The 18,167-nt window shown below is 44.3% G+C and carries 21 protein-coding genes; 7 read left to right on the forward strand and 14 right to left on the reverse strand.

Annotated features, from left to right (window positions below; all coding sequences use genetic code 11):
• Nucleotides 1-8: 8 nt before the first annotated feature.
• The 3 genes from V2H45_RS13075 to V2H45_RS13085 all read right to left on the reverse strand — a co-directional run bounded on the left by V2H45_RS13075 (nucleotide 9) and on the right by V2H45_RS13085 (nucleotide 3,634).
• Nucleotides 9-794, reverse strand: a complete 786-nt coding sequence (locus V2H45_RS13075) for an RAMP superfamily CRISPR-associated protein (RefSeq protein ID WP_330484082.1) — start codon at nucleotides 792-794, stop codon at nucleotides 9-11.
• A gap of 105 nt (nucleotides 795-899) precedes the next feature.
• On the reverse strand, nucleotides 900-1,883 hold the full coding sequence (locus V2H45_RS13080; RefSeq protein WP_330484083.1) for a type III-B CRISPR module-associated Cmr3 family protein: 984 nt from the start codon (nucleotides 1,881-1,883) through the stop codon (nucleotides 900-902).
• On the reverse strand, nucleotides 1,877-3,634 hold the full coding sequence (locus V2H45_RS13085; protein ID WP_330484084.1) for a Cas10/Cmr2 second palm domain-containing protein: 1,758 nt from the start codon (nucleotides 3,632-3,634) through the stop codon (nucleotides 1,877-1,879). The genes V2H45_RS13080 and V2H45_RS13085 overlap by 7 nt, the downstream gene beginning before the upstream one ends.
• A gap of 175 nt (nucleotides 3,635-3,809) precedes the next feature.
• Here V2H45_RS13085 and V2H45_RS13090 point away from each other — a divergent pair, with 175 nt between their 5' ends.
• Nucleotides 3,810-4,979, forward strand: a complete 1,170-nt coding sequence (locus tag V2H45_RS13090) for a helix-turn-helix transcriptional regulator (RefSeq protein WP_330484085.1) — start codon at nucleotides 3,810-3,812, stop codon at nucleotides 4,977-4,979.
• Nucleotides 4,980-4,982: 3 nt separating this feature from the next.
• Complete coding sequence (locus V2H45_RS13095) at nucleotides 4,983-5,741, forward strand: ATP-binding cassette domain-containing protein (protein WP_330484086.1); 759 nt, start codon at nucleotides 4,983-4,985, stop codon at nucleotides 5,739-5,741.
• Nucleotides 5,742-6,019: 278 nt separating this feature from the next.
• Here the strand turns inward: V2H45_RS13095 and V2H45_RS13100 are convergent, their stop codons facing one another.
• Together V2H45_RS13100 and V2H45_RS13105 are read right to left on the reverse strand one after the other, a co-directional pair.
• A complete protein-coding gene (locus tag V2H45_RS13100; RefSeq protein ID WP_330484087.1) occupies nucleotides 6,020-6,475 on the reverse strand; it encodes a cupin domain-containing protein in 456 nt (151 codons plus the stop codon).
• Nucleotides 6,476-6,594: 119 nt separating this feature from the next.
• Nucleotides 6,595-7,401 (reverse strand): cysteine hydrolase family protein, encoded by an 807-nt coding sequence (locus V2H45_RS13105; RefSeq protein ID WP_330484088.1) that lies wholly within the window; start codon nucleotides 7,399-7,401, stop codon nucleotides 6,595-6,597.
• Nucleotides 7,402-7,569: 168 nt separating this feature from the next.
• Here V2H45_RS13105 and V2H45_RS13110 point away from each other — a divergent pair, with 168 nt between their 5' ends.
• The 4 genes from V2H45_RS13110 (at nucleotide 7,570) to V2H45_RS13125 (ending at nucleotide 9,419) form a co-directional block, all read left to right on the forward strand.
• Entirely contained in the window at nucleotides 7,570-8,010 is a 441-nt protein-coding gene (locus V2H45_RS13110; RefSeq protein WP_330484089.1) for a cupin domain-containing protein, read from the forward strand.
• A gap of 106 nt (nucleotides 8,011-8,116) precedes the next feature.
• On the forward strand, nucleotides 8,117-8,734 hold the full coding sequence (locus tag V2H45_RS13115) for a Uma2 family endonuclease (RefSeq protein WP_330484090.1): 618 nt from the start codon (nucleotides 8,117-8,119) through the stop codon (nucleotides 8,732-8,734).
• Between the two features lie 159 nt (nucleotides 8,735-8,893).
• Entirely contained in the window at nucleotides 8,894-9,103 is a 210-nt protein-coding gene (locus tag V2H45_RS13120; protein WP_330484091.1) for a chlorophyll a/b-binding protein, read from the forward strand.
• A gap of 76 nt (nucleotides 9,104-9,179) precedes the next feature.
• Nucleotides 9,180-9,419 carry a hypothetical protein gene (locus tag V2H45_RS13125; RefSeq protein WP_330484092.1) on the forward strand — a complete coding sequence of 80 codons (240 nt, stop codon included), beginning with the start codon at nucleotides 9,180-9,182 and terminating at the stop codon, nucleotides 9,417-9,419.
• Nucleotides 9,420-9,568: 149 nt separating this feature from the next.
• Here V2H45_RS13125 and V2H45_RS13130 read toward each other — a convergent pair whose 3' ends face one another.
• The 9 genes from V2H45_RS13130 to V2H45_RS13170 form a co-directional block, all read right to left on the reverse strand.
• On the reverse strand, nucleotides 9,569-10,234 hold the full coding sequence (locus V2H45_RS13130; protein WP_330484093.1) for a DUF4033 domain-containing protein: 666 nt from the start codon (nucleotides 10,232-10,234) through the stop codon (nucleotides 9,569-9,571).
• Between the two features lie 83 nt (nucleotides 10,235-10,317).
• The gene (gene fosX / locus V2H45_RS13135) at nucleotides 10,318-10,743 is read right to left on the reverse strand and encodes a FosX/FosE/FosI family fosfomycin resistance hydrolase (protein WP_330484094.1); all 426 of its coding nucleotides are present in this window, start codon (nucleotides 10,741-10,743) and stop codon (nucleotides 10,318-10,320) included.
• Nucleotides 10,744-10,752: 9 nt separating this feature from the next.
• Nucleotides 10,753-11,760, reverse strand: a complete 1,008-nt coding sequence (locus V2H45_RS13140) for a HEAT repeat domain-containing protein (RefSeq protein WP_330484095.1) — start codon at nucleotides 11,758-11,760, stop codon at nucleotides 10,753-10,755.
• 10 nt (nucleotides 11,761-11,770) lie between these two features.
• Nucleotides 11,771-11,998, reverse strand: coding sequence for a 4Fe-4S dicluster domain-containing protein (locus V2H45_RS13145; RefSeq protein ID WP_330484096.1), 228 nt, complete (start codon nucleotides 11,996-11,998; stop codon nucleotides 11,771-11,773).
• A 54-nt stretch (nucleotides 11,999-12,052) separates the two neighbouring features.
• A complete protein-coding gene (locus V2H45_RS13150; protein WP_330484097.1) occupies nucleotides 12,053-12,754 on the reverse strand; it encodes a class I SAM-dependent methyltransferase in 702 nt (233 codons plus the stop codon).
• Nucleotides 12,755-12,802: 48 nt separating this feature from the next.
• Nucleotides 12,803-13,270, reverse strand: coding sequence for a GNAT family N-acetyltransferase (locus V2H45_RS13155; protein WP_330484098.1), 468 nt, complete (start codon nucleotides 13,268-13,270; stop codon nucleotides 12,803-12,805).
• 132 nt (nucleotides 13,271-13,402) lie between these two features.
• Nucleotides 13,403-14,191, reverse strand: a complete 789-nt coding sequence (locus V2H45_RS13160; protein WP_330484099.1) for a class I SAM-dependent methyltransferase — start codon at nucleotides 14,189-14,191, stop codon at nucleotides 13,403-13,405.
• A 3-nt stretch (nucleotides 14,192-14,194) separates the two neighbouring features.
• The gene (locus tag V2H45_RS13165) at nucleotides 14,195-15,919 is read right to left on the reverse strand and encodes a fumarate reductase/succinate dehydrogenase flavoprotein subunit (RefSeq protein ID WP_330484100.1); all 1,725 of its coding nucleotides are present in this window, start codon (nucleotides 15,917-15,919) and stop codon (nucleotides 14,195-14,197) included.
• 126 nt (nucleotides 15,920-16,045) lie between these two features.
• Complete coding sequence (locus V2H45_RS13170) at nucleotides 16,046-17,101, reverse strand: sulfonate ABC transporter substrate-binding protein (protein ID WP_330484101.1); 1,056 nt, start codon at nucleotides 17,099-17,101, stop codon at nucleotides 16,046-16,048.
• A gap of 461 nt (nucleotides 17,102-17,562) precedes the next feature.
• Here V2H45_RS13170 and V2H45_RS13175 point away from each other — a divergent pair, with 461 nt between their 5' ends.
• The gene (locus V2H45_RS13175; RefSeq protein ID WP_330484102.1) at nucleotides 17,563-18,162 is read left to right on the forward strand and encodes a beta-class carbonic anhydrase; all 600 of its coding nucleotides are present in this window, start codon (nucleotides 17,563-17,565) and stop codon (nucleotides 18,160-18,162) included.
• Nucleotides 18,163-18,167 lie beyond the last annotated feature (5 nt).

Here is an 18,167-nt window from a genome sequence, read left to right on the forward strand (position 1 = left end):
GAGTCCCTTTACGCAAAGATCTCTAGGCGTTGCATTTCATCCTTGAATTGGCGATGTTTCCATGTTACCTCGTTGTCTTCATTGACCTCACGCATTGCCAACGGAAAAGCCAAGACCGTTCCTTCTGGCAATGCTTCTAAATTAAAAAAGGCTCCTTTCTTAGCTTTCTTTTGCGTGTCTTCTAATGCAACTCGACTCTGACGATATAAAGCCATATCGTGAATCATTGCCATGTCATTGTCATCAACCACAACTAGCGGATATTGACACTTACCTGCGATCGCCTCAGGCAAATAATTTTTTAATTCACTATCTTGGCCAGCCAACTTTAGAAATCCGAGATTAAAGAAAAGCTTTTCGTTAGGGATACTCCCAGAATATTTGTATGGCTGAAGATCATGATTAGCTTTACCTGTAATACGGCAATAGCGCTTGAGTAATGTCGGGCAAGATACCCAAACCACAGGTTGATTAGGACAGTAAACTGGCAGCCACACAATCGAAGCATACTCAAATTTAATCAACGCTTCCTTCGTCTCAATTTGATTACCCTCACCATCCTTTTTATCTGCCTCTTGTCCATACCAGTAGTTGTAATCACGTCCACTTTCCGGTCGTATATCTTGCCGCATATCAGACCGAAAACGTCCACGAATCGAACTTCCTGGGATCACTCCAGTCTGTGTAAACTGATCGCGAAAAATGAGATTTAGATTACCTGTTTCTTCACCAGCCGCCGCGCTAACATGCAGAGGAGCGAGGGTTTCAATGATACCGTAAGCTTTTTTATACATTAGTCCACTCCTTCAATTTTAATTGGTAAACACAAACCACAGCCAAACTGCTTTAGCAGCGTATTTTGACCTTCTGGTAAGTTTGCCCTACTTTGAGGAAACCACTCATTCGGAAATTTCCCACCAAGATCTGTTCAGTTCATGCTTTAGCACATACACCGTCCCCGCAGGCACAGCATATCGTCCAATACCGAGAGTACTAGATGATTTGCCATCGCCTTTACCAAGTCGATAACGAAAAGGCATAGGGCGATCGGTCAGCATCTGTGGCGGCTTACCACTAGCTTTAAATTCTGAAGGATAACGGGTAGATAAATTGTTACTTCCCCAAACCGCAGGGCAAATTAAAGCAAAGCTCTGCTCAATCTTTTCCTTTAATAATTCATTGATTGTGCTGTCTTCATCTAATTCATGACTGGTAATTTCTACAAGGTGACTTTCACCACCAAAGCGATACCAGCCATCAGTCAGAGCATGGGTTGAGAGATACACCAAACAGGTATCCTCTCTCATTTGAACAGCATTCTCTAAGAAAAGTCCATCTTTCTCCAGTGTATGACGCTGTTCATCTTGTAACGTGGGATGCAAAATTGGGGTAAATTTCCAAGGCGTTTCTTTGCATAAACCTGAACATAAAATTGTCTCTAGAGGTTTCTGCCAACTGCCAATTTTTTGCCATTTGTACTCATTACTAACTTCCTTCTTCTTATCAGCTAGATCCCATTTACCCGAAGCTAAAACCCATTCGTTATAGCTCTCTTTTTCATGGCGAGTTTTAGGATCAATCATCTCTTTACCAAAGATACGCGATCGCGGTATTGGTACATAAAAATTTTCAGGATTGCTCTCCTCAGCCCAAAACGCTCCAGCAACAGTTAAATCTTTTTTGATTTTATCGATTTCAGCCTTACTAGATTTTGAATCTTCTTGGTAAATACGCAATATCAAGCCTGACAAAACAGAAGCATCAGGTGGAAACTTTGCGCCTGACTTACCCACAAGATTTTCAGCAGACAAAAAAGCTCCTGCACTGCCATAGAGAAAGCCTAAAGGCTTTACTTTAATTAGGAAATTGAATCTTCTTAGCATAGCTGCCACCCCACTCGAATCATATTTTCAATCCATTCGATTACTGATTTTGTATCACTTCCTCCTGTAATTTTTTCTCGATTATCAGACAGATTTGTACCCTTATCATTACCAAAATATAGATTCAATAGCTCAATCGCTATATCTTCATTTTTGGGCTTGGGATTTTTGGGCGGGATAGCATGACGCGCCTTAAGCTGTGCTAAGTCACCATAAACATGACTCCAGTTAGCTTTTTTACCTGTTAGCTCATAATTACCAGTCTCCTTGTTCTTAAAATAAGTTTGAGTTCCATCCCGATCGCGATAATCCTTCAACCATTTCAAACATTCCCAAGGTGTAGTCCACTGCACAAACTGTCCATTGTTAAATATAATCCGAATTGTGATGCGATCGTGCCCCAAGTTCTTAGCCCGCTTCTCAGCTTCGCGACAATGCTGCAATACATCACGTTGCGGAACGCTATGCCCTGCCCACACGAAGCCAACACTAAGATTTATTCCAAGATTGTTAGACTTCCAATCTTTATTCAAATCAATCAACCAATCAATCGCATCTGCCCCATTTAGGTGTATTCCTTTCTTGTGGCTATACATCACACCAAAAAAATCATCACCTCCCGCATAAACAACCCGCCCTCGTCTCTTTCGTTCAAATCCATCTTGAAAGCTACTACCCGAATTTCTTAGCTTGGCGCTAAATTCTGTTACCGCTTCCGCATCGTGGGGGCTAGGAAGATCGGATAACTCTTTAAGATGTTTGCCAACTTCATCGCCATCTCCCATAAACCATCCTGTCCAATAAGTTTCACCAGATTCATCGTCTTTGCGAAGCAGCTCGCTAAAATTATCAATCCGAAATACTGGCCTAGGATCGCCACGCCTGATTATCCTATTCTCAGTAGCTATCCGATCGACAAGAGTCGAAACTTGGTGGTGTGTTACCAGACGCTTAATGAGTTCAGGAATACTGAGCTTTTCTGACGGGTCAAGATACTTTGGCTCATCTTGTTGTTTACTATTTTCTAGTGCAGCAGCCAAACTCTGGTAAAAATCAACGATCTCATCTCGCTCACGACCTGCATTCCGCTTATTTTCTTTAGTAATCTCTCGATCCATATTGGGATAAGCGATCGCATCATGCCCAGACAAACTAGAACTTTCCCCATTCCAATTTGGTACAGTCCAAGCTCGGCGTAATTTACGAGTTTCTAGATCTCGCATTGCACTATGGATAGGATTATTTTGGTCATCCTTAGAGTTATTCTGACCTACAAATATCTCCCATGCGTGCATTTCCCATCGTTTCCATGACATATTCCAGTCATAGCTATTCCAGTTATATTTATGATTTATGTCGTCGTTTGTAATTTCACGCTCTACCCAATCTTTGCAAGCTTTGATAATCTTTCCCCAAGCATCATTTAGTGTGTCACGGAATAAATTGAAAGCTCGATCGTGGTTAATTGCACCAACAATCAAAATGCGATTGGGCATTCCTTGTATCAGATCAATACTTAATTCTCCCTCTCTGATTGCTGGTGAAATTACTGTGATCCCTTCAAGTCTTTTTGCTGCTTCGACAATGCGATAACTCAAATATGAAAGTATTTGCGAAGCACCATAGAGATCTCGTAACTTGCGAGATTTTTCGATAAAGCCTTGCACAGGCGCAAAGCTAATCGCAGTGTAAATACATGCGGTTGAACTCGCATCAGATCCTTCACGATTTGTAAGCAACTTTTCAGGCATAGCAGACACGCCCCTTAAAACATACTTGTGTTAGCAATGTAGCAGGGAAAACCTGTAAAGTATACGAAATTCCCAATATTTTTAGAACTCACCTAAGATCTATATATGGCAATCATAGAGACGCACAAATGCTACTCTGTTTAAATATTGGCATTTTCTTACTGAAATTTAGTCTATGCCTAAACCCAGCCAACTCCATCCCTATAGCGATCTTAGTGCCTTTGAGCGGTTGCTGCTATTGATTGCAACATTTGTCCATCATCCCGGTGTTGGCTGTCCCGATCGCCTCGGTAAAAAAACAGGTACTCACCACGAAGCCCTCGAAGCCGTGCGTCAAAAAGTCTGCGAAGTCGCCCAGCAATACCAAATTCCCCTGACTGACTACGCCATTCCCACCCTCCGCAAAGACCTCACGATCCTGCGAAAATACGGCATTCTCAGCCAGCATATTTACCGCTGGGGCTACTTTCTGGGCACAGGAGCCATGACCATTCCCGAACTCCAAATTGCCATGAATGCCCTCGCCTCCATGGCAACCTACCAGCGATCGCCGCAAGCCATTCGTATCTATCGCGATCTCGAAAACAAACTCAGAGGACTGCAAGAGACAACGGCTCAAGACTTGCTCTATCCCGTCCGATCGCAGATCGACCGTGCCATTATCTACACAAACCCCGATGAAATGCTTGCCAAGCCAACCAATCGGCATAATTTATTTAGCTGCCTCGATGCGATCGAAACTGCAATTTACAACGGGCAAGCGATCGAACTCTATCGCCATGCCGATCCCTACGCAGGAAACATTAGCTACATACAGGTCGTTCCGTTACAACTGCTCTACCACGATATCGCTTGGTACTTGTTGTATGAATATATAGAAGATAAGCATATAGAAATCGAACGCATCGATCGCTTTAGAGACTATATAAAACCCATCGGTACGCCAAGAGATATCGAACTACAAAAACACAGCCTTAAAATCGCTCACGATCTATTGCAAAAGGGTTGGGGCTTATATCTAGGCGATCGCGAAGAGCAAGCCTTAGAGAAACAAGGAATGCTTAAATATATGCGAATTGAAGTTCGTTTCTTTGAACCTGCGATCGCCTTCATTCAAGAAGGAGAGAATCGCCATCCCTTTCAAAAAATCGGCAAAAAGGGCAAAGATTATCTTGATTACGCCATTAACCTACCACCGCGATCGCTCAACGAATTTTGTCGATGGCTCAATCGATTTATGGATAGCGTTCAAGTCAGAAACCCACCAGAATTAGTGTCTCGCTATCAACAAGCCGCCAGTAGACTCGCCAAATTGTATGATACTAAAACTACCGACGATCGCTAAACAATGCCAAAAGCCATCGAATTCCGTAACGCATCCTATCAGCTCGATCGCCGCGATTTGGTTTCCGAGCTTAGTTTTGAAGTAGAACAGGGAGAAATCGTCACGCTTTTGGGCAAGAGTGGTTGTGGCAAAACGACCACCTTAAAACTGATCAATCGGTTACTGCTACCTTCTCAAGGGGAGGTATTGGTAGATGGGATCTCTACAAATAAATGGAATCCGATTCAACTGCGGCGACAGACGGGTTATGCCATCCAAGAGACGGGACTTTTCCCCCATTTCACCGTAGAGGCGAATATTGGTTTAGTTCCCAAGCTTTTGGGTTGGCAGAGCCAGCAGATCGCCAACCGCGTGCGCCAACTCTTAGAATTAGTGGGATTAAATGCCGAGCAGTTTGCGAACCGCTATCCCCACGAACTCTCAGGCGGACAGAGGCAAAGAGTTGGCGTTGCCAGAGCCTTAGCTGCCGATCCGCCCGTGCTGCTAATGGACGAACCCTTTGGAGCCTTAGATTTAATTACGCGCCTAGAGATTCAGGGAGAATTTAAACAACTCCAGAAACAATTGGAAAAAACCGTCATTTTTGTCACCCATGACATTCAAGAAGCCTTTTTGCTAGGCGATCGCATTGGGTTTATGGACGCAGGCAAACTCTTAGCGATCGCCACAAAAGCCGACTTAATGCGATCGGAGGTTCCAGAAGTTCAAGTCTTTATGGAATCAGTTCGCACCCTGCGCGACTTACTGAATACGGATAGTTAGCTTCCACTTTAGTCTAATGTCAGTTCGGGATAAGAAAACCTGAAACGCTATACATCTCAGGGATCCCCCCCAGCCCCCCTTGAAAAAGGGGGGAGAATTTACTTGTCCCCTTTTTCAAGGGGGATGCCCGATAGGGCAGGGGGATCAAACCCTTCGGTTCCAACAAGTTAGCTTGCTGCGATCTGAAGTCCTTAACCTGAATTCACGTTAAATATGGCGAGTTCTCTCAATTTTACAGGCTGAGAGAAAGCATCATTAGGAGCCTGCAAACAAAGAACTCAAACCATTGCGGGTATTGGGTTGCGGTGCAGGACGGTCAAATCCTCTTCATCTAATGCCACTGGCGTACCACTGCGAATTAACTCGGCGAAGTCTTCATTAGGAACCATAATGCAAAGAGTATAAAGACGGGAACTCCCTGTATTCTGAATCAGGTGTGTGCCAGTCGGTGGTACGAGTAGGCTATCCCCCGTGCGAATTGGGATGGGTTTCCCATCGCAAAATGCCATGCCTTCGCCCTTTAGTACGAAAAACATTTCAACTGCAAAACTGTGACGGTTGGGTGGAGTTTTACCGCCTACATCAAAGATTTCTACGCAGACTGTTAGAGAGATATTGGCAGAGCTAGAATCAAAGACGATCGCTAGGCGGTTCGTGTCGTGGGGACTAATGCGATAGGCTTGATAGTCTCTAGGGGATTTAGCTACTGCAATCACACAGCGTTGGGCTTCCATATTGGGATTGCTGAATTCTGGGCAGAAGGTATTTTTGAATATTGTTTGGTTGCGATCCTATTGTGTGGGCTCAATCAAGCTTTAGCGTAATTACGCAACTATTAATTTAGGATTCTAATTTAGGATTCTGCTGTGGTGTTTGTCATTGCTGCCAAGCAGTTGCTGGATTCTGTAACAAAACCAAAGCACTGATTGACGTTATAAATTGTTGCCTGCATGCAGAACTCTGGTGAAGTCGTGGCAGTGCAATCTTTAACGAGAATGCAGTCATAGCCTAAAAAATTTGCATCCTGTAGCGTTGCCATCACGCATTGATCGGCATTTACCCCTGCAAAAAATAGCGTAGTTCTACCCAAATTGCGCAGAATGCTATCGAGAGGTGTATCCCAAAATCCACTCATGCGATACTTGGCGATATGAATATCCGTTGGCTCTGGTTGCAACTCATCGACGATCGCTGCCGCCCAGCTATGCTCGATTAAAACTGGCGCACCGTTGGCAGGCAGGGGATCGCCCAGACCAATGCCACGACCCGTGGGATTATAGACGTGACGCAAACCTGCACCGATATTCAACAAATCCCGTCGATTTCCCCAGTTCAGCCAGACGATCGGTACTTTTTGCGATCGCAACGCGGGTAATAAAGCTTGCAAGGGAGCAATCGGGGAACGAGCAAGTGTGACATCAACGCCAATATGCGCTAGCCAACCATCGGGATGACAAAAATCATTCTGCATATCCACGATAATCGCGGCACTCTTTGCCAGATCGATTCTGAGCTTTTTTGTCTCTGTGGATAGCGCGATCGGCTGCGGTATTAGGGGTGGGCGCGTTAGATCTGCGATCGCTTCATTGACTAGCCAAGCATTAGGCGGTATGCCAAGGGAATACAACTGAGAAGAATTGCCGTTTGAAGTTGAGTCCATTCCTTTACGCCTCATGCTCTGCTATGAAATCCTAGCACCCGTGCCTCGGTGATTTTTAAAGCGAATTTGGTATCATAAAACTAGTACTTTTCGTACTCCAAATTACAAAAGTTAAAATATTTCTGATATAGGCTGACCTTGTTGACAACGATGCGGAGACATCTAGATATGGGATTAATTAGTCGTGTCGAAGTTAGAAACTTATTCTCAATCAAAAGTGGGATGGCTGAGTTTTTTACACCTCAGTCTAGCCATGAAACGATGCTCGTACAGGTGGCGGGGGGAGCGAATGACGACTTATTTGTACATCACTTTCAGACCGACCAGCTTTTGGTGGTAAGGGGGAGCTTTGTCCTCGTGATTTTGCAAAATCGCAAGTATGACTATATTGGGCTGAGCGATCGCAAACCCGCTGTGGTCAAAATTCCTAGAGGTATTCCCCATGCGGCGATCAACTTTAGCGATGAGCCTTGCCTCATGGTCAATGCGGTGCTGCGTCATGGCGGGACTGACGAAAGAGATTATCGGCCTTTACCGAGACCCTTTCCCTATGACTTAGATGCGGCTAGAGCTGCCTTAGAGGCGCTTGATTATCCAATCTGTGCTTAGTGAAGTTCTTAGTGAAGTTCTTAGTGAAGTTCCAATTTTGCGCGATAGGAATTGTGAAGCGATCGCACTTTGCTAAGATCGTCATCGATATGATTGAAAAGTATTTATGGTTGCTCAGCCCAAATATAGTGATCGCCGCATGTCCCCTGAGGACTATTTGGCATGGGAAGCACAGCAAGACATAAAGTACGAGTACGAACGTGGCAAGATTATTGCCATGACGGGTGGTACGCTTCCCCATAGTCAGGTTCCTGCAAATTTTGCTGCATTGCTGGTTCCACATTTGCGCGGAAAAGGTTGCAAAGTTTTTGTGAGCGACGCCAAGGTAATGACTGGGCTGGGTGTATATTATTACCCCGATGTAGCAGTCACTTGTGACGAACGCGATCGCAACGCCCGTGATTTTTTACAATATCCCTCTTTGATTGTTGAGTCCCTTTCGCCTACGACTGAAGCCCGCGATCGCGGTATCAAGCTACAAAACTATCTGCGCATCGAAACCCTACAAGAATACGTTCTTATCGATCCAGATCGTCCCAGTTTTGAATGTTATCGACGCAGCCAATCTCCTAATTGGGAGTATCACTCGATTGAGATCGAAGGAACGGATTTCAGCCTTAACGATCCGACAGTTTATCTTGCTAGTGTTAGCTTAGAGTTTCCTTTGTCTTTTCTTTACGAAAATATCGACTTCCCTATGGAAATTCCTGAAACGGCAGGTTAACAGAATTAGGTGGATTTGCCTCTATCTAAAGACATCCCTCAAATTACATAAGTCTTTGTGAATGCTCGCGATCGCTTACAGACAAGCCTTTAGCTAGATTCATCCTATGGGAATGCCTGTTACATTACTTTACATACACGGAATTAGGGAATCAAACCAATGAAAAGCGGATACACACTCAACAACGAAGGCATTCTCAACAACTATGCGATCGAACCCCAAGTTTATCTAGAAGAAGCAGTGCAAGCAGGGTTCACTCCCTACGCAGAGCTGCTCAACGGTCGCCTTGCCATGATTGGTTTTGTCTCACTACTCGCAATGGAAGTCGTAACGGGTCACGGTCTCATCTGGTGGCTGACCAACGTCTAAACTAGATCGTCATTCCATTGCCAACTCGCTCCTATTCACAACATTCACAATACTCACGATTTTACAGGAAAGACTTATGAAAACTACATTTAACTACGATGGTCGCAATCTATTTACTCCTACAGTATTTTTAGATGACTTCAACAAGTTTGCACCGATCAGTGCGACTCAAGCTTGGTCGTTGTTCTTCACTGCCAGTCGCGAAGACACAGCACTAGGAACAAATCCTGAAGCTGGAAAATTCTGGAGTTACACCTTGATTGCTTCCGCTGTTACTGGAATCTTGGCAACTTTGATTTTCCACCCCATCTATTAATGATCGATCCTGTTTCCCCTCTTCTTGCAAGGCTTCTTGCCAAGGGGAGGGAAGTTATAGAAATACCATTTTGAAAAGATCGCGCTCTGTGCGAAATCCAAAAATCGATCTGCTCCAAATTATTTGCAAGTTATTAAGAGAAACGGATATCAGATTAGCCTAGGGCAAACGGGGGCTGTGGGGTTCGCGGTTGGGCATTGCTGCGCTAAGCATGGTTGCGTATAGGCAGGGTCTGTTTCTGGCGTGGGGGCGATTTGTCCAAAAATCATTTTGCAACTGAGATCTTCAAAGTTGGGTGTCATGGTGAGAGGAATCCCAAACTTTTCGGTGAAAAATGTTTGCGTGGGGACTTTACACATATTGACGCACATCCCAACACAGCCACTATCTGCTAGGTAACGGCATTTCTTGATATAGACGGCAGAGGGCTGCGATCGCACTGTCCCATCCGCCAAACTTATTTCCGCTTCGGCAACCTCACAAGGCCCCACCAACCATTCAAACAATTGCGTAGCAAACCAAGCATTCAGAACGCATACCAGTCGCGTAGGTGAGAAAAACTTGCGAATTGCCCAGAGGGCTGGAGCTGGTACTAGAGATTCCAGCACTTTGGCAACAATGACTTGCTGCTCTTGGGCATTGCGTCCCTGCATAATTTGTTTTGACAGATCGACAAAGCCAGCATAGCCGTTAATTTTAGTGCCCGAACCTAGTGCCTGAGACATCTTACGAGAAAACAGCCAGATAAACAGACGATCGGTAAAGTTGTCGTTGTATTCATCTTTGACAACAGTTTGTACGGCTTTAGGCTGCATAGCTTTCCTCAAATCAGACTACCAAGATCCACGCAACCACGATCTTAGCTGAATTCCGAAACAAGTTCTAAGTTAGGCTGTATTCATAAGGCTCTGGAATGCTTGGCTGAACAGGAATATGCGGCTAAACGGCGATCGAGTGTACCTGTATGCAACTCAAATAGATGGTTGTCATAGTCATAAAAATATAAAGAATTTCCTTCGCCTTCGATGCGACTTCGACTTTCTCGAACTTCTAAATCCAGAGATTTTATTCGCAGAAGATATTTTTCAAAATCGCGATCGCTAATTTTAAATGCTACATGATTGTAGGTTTTCTCAGATAGAGGCTTTCCTTCCATGACGGCAATCCAAATGCCATTGATGAGAAAGAACTTTTCTCTAGCGATGGAAAATGTTTTGTCCTCGCTAGAATAGACTTCTTTCGCCTCAAAAATCGTTGACAGAAAGATTGACGTGCGTTCTAGATCGCTGACGACAAAGGTAATATGACTCAATCCTTCAATCATAGCTGCAACCTACGGCGATGTTTGAGATGCGGTTTCTGAGGTGTGCGCTTTAAGCTTTTGGATCGCCCGTTCGGCTTGAATGCTAACTTCGCGATCGGGGTCGTCGAGAACTTGTTGTAGGGAAGCGATCGCTAAAGGACTGCCAAGATTTCCCAAAGCGATCGCGGCATCTTTGCGCACATCGGCATACTCGTCAGCAAGGGCATTTACTAAAGCCGGAATCGCCTCTTCGCGATGGATTCCCTCAGGATGATTTTTGAGAATGCTTTGCAAAGCTTGAATCGCAAACCGTCGCACTTGCCAATGCCGATCGGCGATCGCCTCAATCAGGTCTGGAATTACTGAAGAATTAGCTTGAAGGGCAAGGGATTTGGTGACATTGCGGCGAACTTGCCAATCGGGATCTTCGCGCAGGGCTTTCCTCAGATTAGGAATGACTTCTGCATCAGCGAGATATCCCAAGGTTAGGGCAGCTTCTCGGCGGACAAAATCTACAGGATCTTGAAGTAATGGCAGAGCCGTAGGACTAGTTTTGACTTGGTTGAGATAGCGCAGAGTCGTAATCGCGGCTTCTCGAAGTTCGGGATGTTCTGATTGCAGAAATGGCAGCAAATAGGGCAAAGACTGCGCATCATGGATCTTGCGTAAGAGAATCAAGACACTGCGTTGGAGGTTAAGATCCTCTTGGTGTAGAGCATCCAGCAATAACAAAAGCGAATCTTGGGAAACTAGTTCGCCGAGAGAAGACAGCGCAACTTCTCGCACTTCTTCGTGGGGTGAAGCGAGGCTGGGAATTAGACTGGGAATTACTTTGGGATTGGCAAACTCCCAGAGGGTAGCGATCGCGATTTTTTGAACGGCTGGACTTTCATCCTTTAAAGCAAGCACCACGACATCGATCGCTTCTTCGTCACCAAGGTGTTGCAGGCTTTTGATCGCCACTAAGCGATCGTTGAGATCGGGCGACTGCAATAGTTCTATCCATTCTTGTAGTTCTGGATTTGTATGAGTAGACATGAGTAATCTTCTATCTTAATAAAAATGGGATTTGGACGGTAATCGCGTTCGTCGGACATTCTTTCTCACAGGGCAAACAGAACCAGCACTCGTCATATTTCATATAGGCTTTGCCTGTGACGGGATCTTTGGCGAGTACATCGAGCGGACAAACTTCAATGCAAGCGACACATTTCTCTAGACATTTGGACTCATCGACGATGACGGGAACATCTACACGTTGGTTAATTAATGCCATGTTTGTAATGATTGGGATAAGCGATTGGGATTTGGATAAAATAAAAATTTGCGACTAAGTGGATTTCCATCCACGGGCATAGATGAAGTAGTTTTCCGTGACTCGCACATCTCCGGTAAATCCCGCATTAACGAATAGATTTTGCAGTTCATCTGGTTGATAGTAAATCTTGGCAATCTTGAACTCCCTGCCATCATTAAGTTTCCGAGCTTGGTAAATTCCATCTTGCCTATTTGGCGAGTGATCTTTGGCGCGAGAAGTTGGATCGTTGCGGGAATCGATCGCAAAAATCTGTCCTCCCTTACGGGTAGCAAGATAAACCTTCTTTAAAAAGGATTGGAGCAGATCTGGTGGGACGTGGGAAAGCCAAAAAGAGAAAAATACTAGATCGTATTCACGCTCTGGCTCCCATGCGAATATATCTTGATGTCGATAGGCTACTTTATCCGAGTTTAATTTATTCTGGTTAATGGCGATCGTTTCCGCAGAAGCATCGATCGCTTCGATCTTTGCTCCAATCTGTAAAAGTTGTTCTGTCCAAATACCCGTACCAGAAGCCAATTCTAAAACTTGATTGACTTGACCAATTTCTCGTAAAGCTTTCTGGACGATCGCGACTTCAGCAAACCAGCGATCGTTAAGTTCTTGCCCGCGATCGTAGCGCCCAATCCGATAAAACCACTCATCATATTCACTGGAACGCGATCGATAGTATTCAATTTGATCTCGAATTAGATCGGTCGTACTAACTTGCATATTTACCTCTTTCAAATATATTTAAACCCAATTACAGTATTCCTAAAGTCACAGCTCTCTACTAAGAACTTTTTGAAATGTTATCGACTGTTTTATGTTTGAGTAGCCAATTTTTTCGTAGAAAACATGTGCTTCTTTGCGTTTGATATTAGAGCGTAATAAAACATTTTCATAGCCAGAACTTAAAGCCCAATTTTCAACCTCTTGCATTAACAAACGTCCAATTCCTTGATGACGATAATCGCGATCGACAACCAATCCTAGCAATATACAAGTTGGCATAAGTATTGATTCAACAGTATGGGTATGTGCCCAGCCAATTACATCGTCATTTTTTAAAGTTGCTACATGAATAATATGAGAATCATTATTAGAAATTTTAGTCAAACGTTCTTTTAACTGACAGTCGCTGACAGAATATCCCAGTTGATCGGCAAGAACAGCAATCCTTTTAGCATCTTTTATTCCCGCTTTTCTAATTGCAACTTTATTGTTTATGGAAATATTGCTTGTCATACATTTAGATGTAAATAGGTGTTGCTTGTAAATGCACAGATTCCCGACTTTTTGTATGACTAATAAAACCGATCTGCGATCGCAAAGAAAAAAGTCGGGGATCTAAATCTTTGTATCTTCAGGGTTTCAATTTCAAAGCTGCTTATCAAGCGTTGCTCGAATGAAACGATAGCCAAAATCAATCTCAGTTAAGTTTTGAATATCGCTATATTTCTTTGTCCATGCTCCACTACTTAAATCTTTTTCCAATAATTTTACTCCTTGTTCAATTGAATTTTGATTTGCTAATGCAAAAGCTGATATCCCCGAACGCACTTGGGGATCGAGATACAGTTCTGGTCGCTTCCAAGCAGCGGCCGCAAATAAATCTGATAAATCGTCGGGTACTAAAAAAGGAATTGCTTCAACTTTTCTTTTCGTGTTTTGATGAATTAAATCAATTTGCTGATTAAGTGTTAAAAATCGTGCAGAATCTTCCCAGAAAACAGGGAAATAATCATAAAGCCATATTTTTTGGGCAAGTCTAATATCAAAAGTTAGCAATACGATCGCACCATCTTTAACCACGCGATGCATTTCTTGAAATGCTTTGGGGAGGTCTGAAAAGTGATGAATGGCTAAGGTACTAATTGCGGCATCAACGGAGCGATCGCCGAGGGGTAAATTTTCAGCATAACCAGTAAACCATTGAAGTTGTGGATGCGCGATCGCTTGTTGTTGCATCACGACAGAAGGCTCGATTGCCTTCACCCAAAATCCTTGATTTGCTAAGGCATAGCTATAGTTACCCGTTCCCGCGCCAATATCGGAGATCGCACTGCCTTGAGGTAAATCGAGTAGATCGATTAACTGATTGACAATGCGGCGATCGGGAACTCGCGTTTTTGCATATTGCTGACCGATGGAATTATAAATAGCCACGATCTACCTCACAGCGACATCGTAGACTTCTTGACGCACGTCAACGGGAATAATGTAGGGAGAAATTTCTCGTTTAAAGAGAGTCATTTGTCCTGACTCATCCTTCTTCAAATTGACATGACAGAACCATTCGTCGTTATTCTTCTCTGGATAATCCAAACGATAATGATAAAGCCCCCATCTTGTTTCTTTACGGAACAGAGAAGCCCGCGCTGCCATCTCGGCACAATCGCGAATAAAGTGGACTTCCATACAGCGCATCAATTCGTGAGGATCTTGCGCTCCCATGAGATCGAGGGTTTCTTGATAGCGATCGAATAGGGCTAAGCCAATACCCATCTTATTTGTAGATTTTGGTGGTTGTAGATAGTCATTGACAAAGCGGCGCAGCTTATATTCCACTTGGGTGTGAGGAATACCATTCGGTCGCGTTAACGGTGCGTAAACCCTATCTTTCTCAGCTTGCAGAAATTCGGGATTCGGCTCGACATGTTCGAGATTTTCGCTATACTTCATGCCCTCAATTCCCGCAATTCGTCCAAACACAAATGCACCGATCATGTAATTGTGGGGAACGCTAGCCATATCACCTGCCGCATATAGCCCTGCTACTGTGGTTTCTGCCCTTTCGTTGACCCACACACCCGACGCACTATGTCCGCTGCATAGGCCAATTTCCGAAATATTCATCTCTATGCCGTGGGTGCGATAATCTTCACCCCGTCCAGCGTGGAAACGTTCGCGGCTAGGACGTTCGTTAGCCCAGAGAATTCTTTCGATTTCAGCGATCGTATCTTCATCGAGATGGGTCATTTTTAGTTGTACGGGACCTTTACCAGAGTTGAGTTCTTTCCAAACCTCTAGCATCATCTGTCCGCTCCAATAGTCGCAATTGATGAAGCGATGTCCCTCCGCATTCACCGTATGTGCGCCAAAGGGCCCAGCAACATAGGCACATGCAGGCCCGTTGTAATCCTTGATCAGCGGATTGATTTGAAAGCATTCAATATTCGATAGTTCTGCCCCTGCGTGGTATGCCATCGAGTAGCCATCGCCTGCGTTGGTGGGATTCTCGTAGGTTCCATAGAGATAGCCCGAAGCTGGTAAACCTAATCTTCCCGCTGCACCTGTCGATAAAATTACTGCTTTGGCTTGAATGACGACAAAATCACCGTTCCGCACGTCAAAACCCACTGCCCCGATCGCTCTGCCATTTTCCACCAATACCCTTGTTGCCATCACTCGATTTGTGACGCGCACCTTATGCCGTTTTACCTGCCGCGTCAAGATCGTCTTCAGGTCTTTACCCTCAGGCATTGGCAACACATATTTACCGACGCGATGTACCTGCTTGAGGTCGTATTCTCCTTGAGCATCTTTTTGGAACTTCACACCCCAACTTTCTAATTCCTGAATTACCTCAAAGCCGAGTTTCCCTGTCTGATAGACCGTCTTTTGCTCGACAATGCCATCGTTGGCGATCGTTACTTCTCTTACATATTGCTCTGGCGTGGAATTTCCAGGGATCACGGCAGTATTTACACCATCCATACCCATAGCGATCGCACCGCTACGGCGGATATTTGCCTTTTCTAAAATCAAAACATCGCGATCGGGATTTGCTTGTTTCGCCTTAATACCTGCCATAGTACCAGCCGTACCACCACCGATGACGAGGACATCGGTTTGCAGTCTTTGGGTATTGATGTTTAGCGTGGATGTGGACATATTGTTTTGATTGGATTGATTGATTCGGACATGATTGGGCTCCCTGTAATTGCAGTAAAAGCCCCACTGAATGAGGCTTTTAAGTTTAGAACCCCTCAAGGATGGCACACTAAAATATCAGGCAATTTATTTCCAATCCCAAACCGCTTCTTTCACCTTGATTGATTTAGGAATGAGTTTGAGCTTTTCAAAGGTGTCGGCAATCTCTTGCTGTTTGGTAATCACTTCTGCTGTAATTGGCAAGGTGTCGTGATCGCGACGTTTCTCGGCTTTTTCTAAGACTGCAGCGTCAATTCCCAGAGCAGGCGAGAGCAGTTTGGCAGTTTCTGTTGGATTTTTCTTGACATAATCACTCTCTTTCTTGATTTCTTTCAAAACGAGCTTTAGGGTCTCTGGATTCTTTTCAATAAAGGCTTGCGAAGCTAGATAATAGCCGCGATTGGGGGCTAATCCTTTGCCACTTGTGATGATACGCGCATCAGAGTCAGACTCGATCGCAGCAAGATAGGGATCCCAAATTGACCAAGCATCCACATTTTTTTGCTCAAAGGCAGCACGAGCATCGGCAGGTTTAACAAAAGAAAACTCCACATCACTGATTTGCAGTCCAGCGGATGTTACTGCACTCACCGCGAGGTAATGGGAGTTGGAACCCTTCTGTACAGCGAGTTTTTTACCTTTGAGATCGGCGATAGTTTTAATGGGGGAATCTTTTTGAACGACGATCGCTTCGCCTTCAGGACTCCATGGATCGTAGGCAACATAGCGAACTGTAGAGCCTGCGGCAGCTTGAGCAAATATAGGTGGTGCTTCACCAACATAGCCAAGATCGATCGCTCCCACATTTAAAGCCTCTACCAGCGGAAGTCCTGCGGTAAATTCTGTCCATGTTACCGAACCTCCCGAGGGCTTTAAGGCGTTTTCTAAGCTAGCTTTACCCTTTAGAGAGAAAAGAACGGTTGCTGCTTTTTGGAAACCAATCCTCACCTTAGGTGCTTCCGTTGCAGGACTGGTCTTAGGGCTGGCACTAGAACTGGTGCTTTGAGTGGGAGTTACGGCAGTGTCATTAGAAGGAGAACAAGCTGATAGAACGAGACTGGTGCTGAGGGCGATCGCAAACAGCAGAGCAAACATTCTTACTGACGATCGCCTGAATTGATGGAATAGACTTTTTTTGAGCATCTGAATTGACTCCTCACGGTTAAACAAACTTCTGAAAAATTTATGTGGCAGCTTTGATTGCCAATTTCTGCACGAAATCTTTACTTAATTTTGGATAAGCATCGATCTTGATATTACGATAAACACTAGTTTATATCGTAGAAGGTTGCAATACGAAAGATCTATAGCAATCCTTTATGGTTTGTGAATGCTGCTCGTACTAAGAACCTATACAGGCAAGATGTCTGCGCTACAGATAAATTACAACTCGTTTAGGATTGCTAAACAATGCTGCATCTAAATGAATAATTTAAGATTTTATTATGATTTTTTTATGGAATTTACGGTTTTAAAAGCAAATTCCATAAAAAAGTCGATCGCGGAATTTCGGGCATGCTAGCATCTTTAAGTTATATCTACGGCATTTACTCGGTTATATAGTAGATTTAAGTCGTAAAAAGTGAACCTAGGACATAAAGGCAATGGGTCAAATTTTGAAAGAGGTGCTAGCAGCCAATCAGTCGTATGCTGAAAATTTTGGTGCAAAGGAAAACTTGTCTTTACCGCCGAGCCGACACTTTGCAATTTTGACCTGCATGGATGCACGCCTCGATCCTGCTAAATTCGCGGGTCTTACAGAAGGCGATGCCCATGTGATTCGGAATGCGGGTGGTAGGGCAAGCGATGATGCCATTCGCTCGCTAGTGATTTCTTACAAACTGCTAGGCACAAAAGAATGGTTTGTGATTCATCATTCTGACTGTGGTATGCAGTTGTTTACCGATCGGACAATTCGTGGGTTGCTGGCAAGTAGCCTCAAAACTGCTTCCATTGATGCAAATGGTTGGCATGACTCAGGAGAAGGAGAAGGCTCTGATGAAGGCGAATTTATTGACTGGTTAACCTTCTCAGATTTAGCTGAAAGCGTTGCTGTTGATGTAAAGCGCATTCGCAATCACCCGCTCGTGCCTAAGGAAATTCCGATCTACGGCTTTATCTATGATGTCAAGACAGGCAAGTTGATCGAAGTTCCTCAAGCGACAGAAATTGGCAAAGCGATCGCCTCAGAATCGATTCAATAATCGTG

This window comes from Tumidithrix elongata BACA0141 (assembly GCF_036349135.1).
Taxonomy (GTDB): domain Bacteria; phylum Cyanobacteriota; class Cyanobacteriia; order Pseudanabaenales; family Pseudanabaenaceae; genus Tumidithrix; species Tumidithrix elongata.

Coding starts and splice junctions, on each gene's coding strand:
- fosX (WP_330484094.1), bottom strand. CDS start 10,743: ATGATTGAAGGATTGAGTCATATTACCTTTGTCGTCAGCGATCTAGAA.
- V2H45_RS13150 (WP_330484097.1), bottom strand. CDS start 12,754: ATGCAAGTTAGTACGACCGATCTAATTCGAGATCAAATTGAATACTAT.
- V2H45_RS13175 (WP_330484102.1), top strand. CDS start 17,563: ATGGGTCAAATTTTGAAAGAGGTGCTAGCAGCCAATCAGTCGTATGCT.
- V2H45_RS13145 (WP_330484096.1), bottom strand. CDS start 11,998: ATGGCATTAATTAACCAACGTGTAGATGTTCCCGTCATCGTCGATGAG.
- V2H45_RS13090 (WP_330484085.1), top strand. CDS start 3,810: ATGCCTAAACCCAGCCAACTCCATCCCTATAGCGATCTTAGTGCCTTT.
- V2H45_RS13110 (WP_330484089.1), top strand. CDS start 7,570: ATGGGATTAATTAGTCGTGTCGAAGTTAGAAACTTATTCTCAATCAAA.
- V2H45_RS13170 (WP_330484101.1), bottom strand. CDS start 17,101: ATGCTCAAAAAAAGTCTATTCCATCAATTCAGGCGATCGTCAGTAAGA.
- V2H45_RS13155 (WP_330484098.1), bottom strand. CDS start 13,270: ATGACAAGCAATATTTCCATAAACAATAAAGTTGCAATTAGAAAAGCG.
- V2H45_RS13100 (WP_330484087.1), bottom strand. CDS start 6,475: ATGGAAGCCCAACGCTGTGTGATTGCAGTAGCTAAATCCCCTAGAGAC.
- V2H45_RS13125 (WP_330484092.1), top strand. CDS start 9,180: ATGAAAACTACATTTAACTACGATGGTCGCAATCTATTTACTCCTACA.
- V2H45_RS13115 (WP_330484090.1), top strand. CDS start 8,117: ATGGTTGCTCAGCCCAAATATAGTGATCGCCGCATGTCCCCTGAGGAC.
- V2H45_RS13105 (WP_330484088.1), bottom strand. CDS start 7,401: ATGGACTCAACTTCAAACGGCAATTCTTCTCAGTTGTATTCCCTTGGC.
- V2H45_RS13095 (WP_330484086.1), top strand. CDS start 4,983: ATGCCAAAAGCCATCGAATTCCGTAACGCATCCTATCAGCTCGATCGC.
- V2H45_RS13080 (WP_330484083.1), bottom strand. CDS start 1,883: ATGCTAAGAAGATTCAATTTCCTAATTAAAGTAAAGCCTTTAGGCTTT.
- V2H45_RS13140 (WP_330484095.1), bottom strand. CDS start 11,760: ATGTCTACTCATACAAATCCAGAACTACAAGAATGGATAGAACTATTG.
- V2H45_RS13075 (WP_330484082.1), bottom strand. CDS start 794: ATGTATAAAAAAGCTTACGGTATCATTGAAACCCTCGCTCCTCTGCAT.
- V2H45_RS13085 (WP_330484084.1), bottom strand. CDS start 3,634: ATGCCTGAAAAGTTGCTTACAAATCGTGAAGGATCTGATGCGAGTTCA.
- V2H45_RS13120 (WP_330484091.1), top strand. CDS start 8,894: ATGAAAAGCGGATACACACTCAACAACGAAGGCATTCTCAACAACTAT.
- V2H45_RS13130 (WP_330484093.1), bottom strand. CDS start 10,234: ATGCAGCCTAAAGCCGTACAAACTGTTGTCAAAGATGAATACAACGAC.
- V2H45_RS13165 (WP_330484100.1), bottom strand. CDS start 15,919: ATGTCCACATCCACGCTAAACATCAATACCCAAAGACTGCAAACCGAT.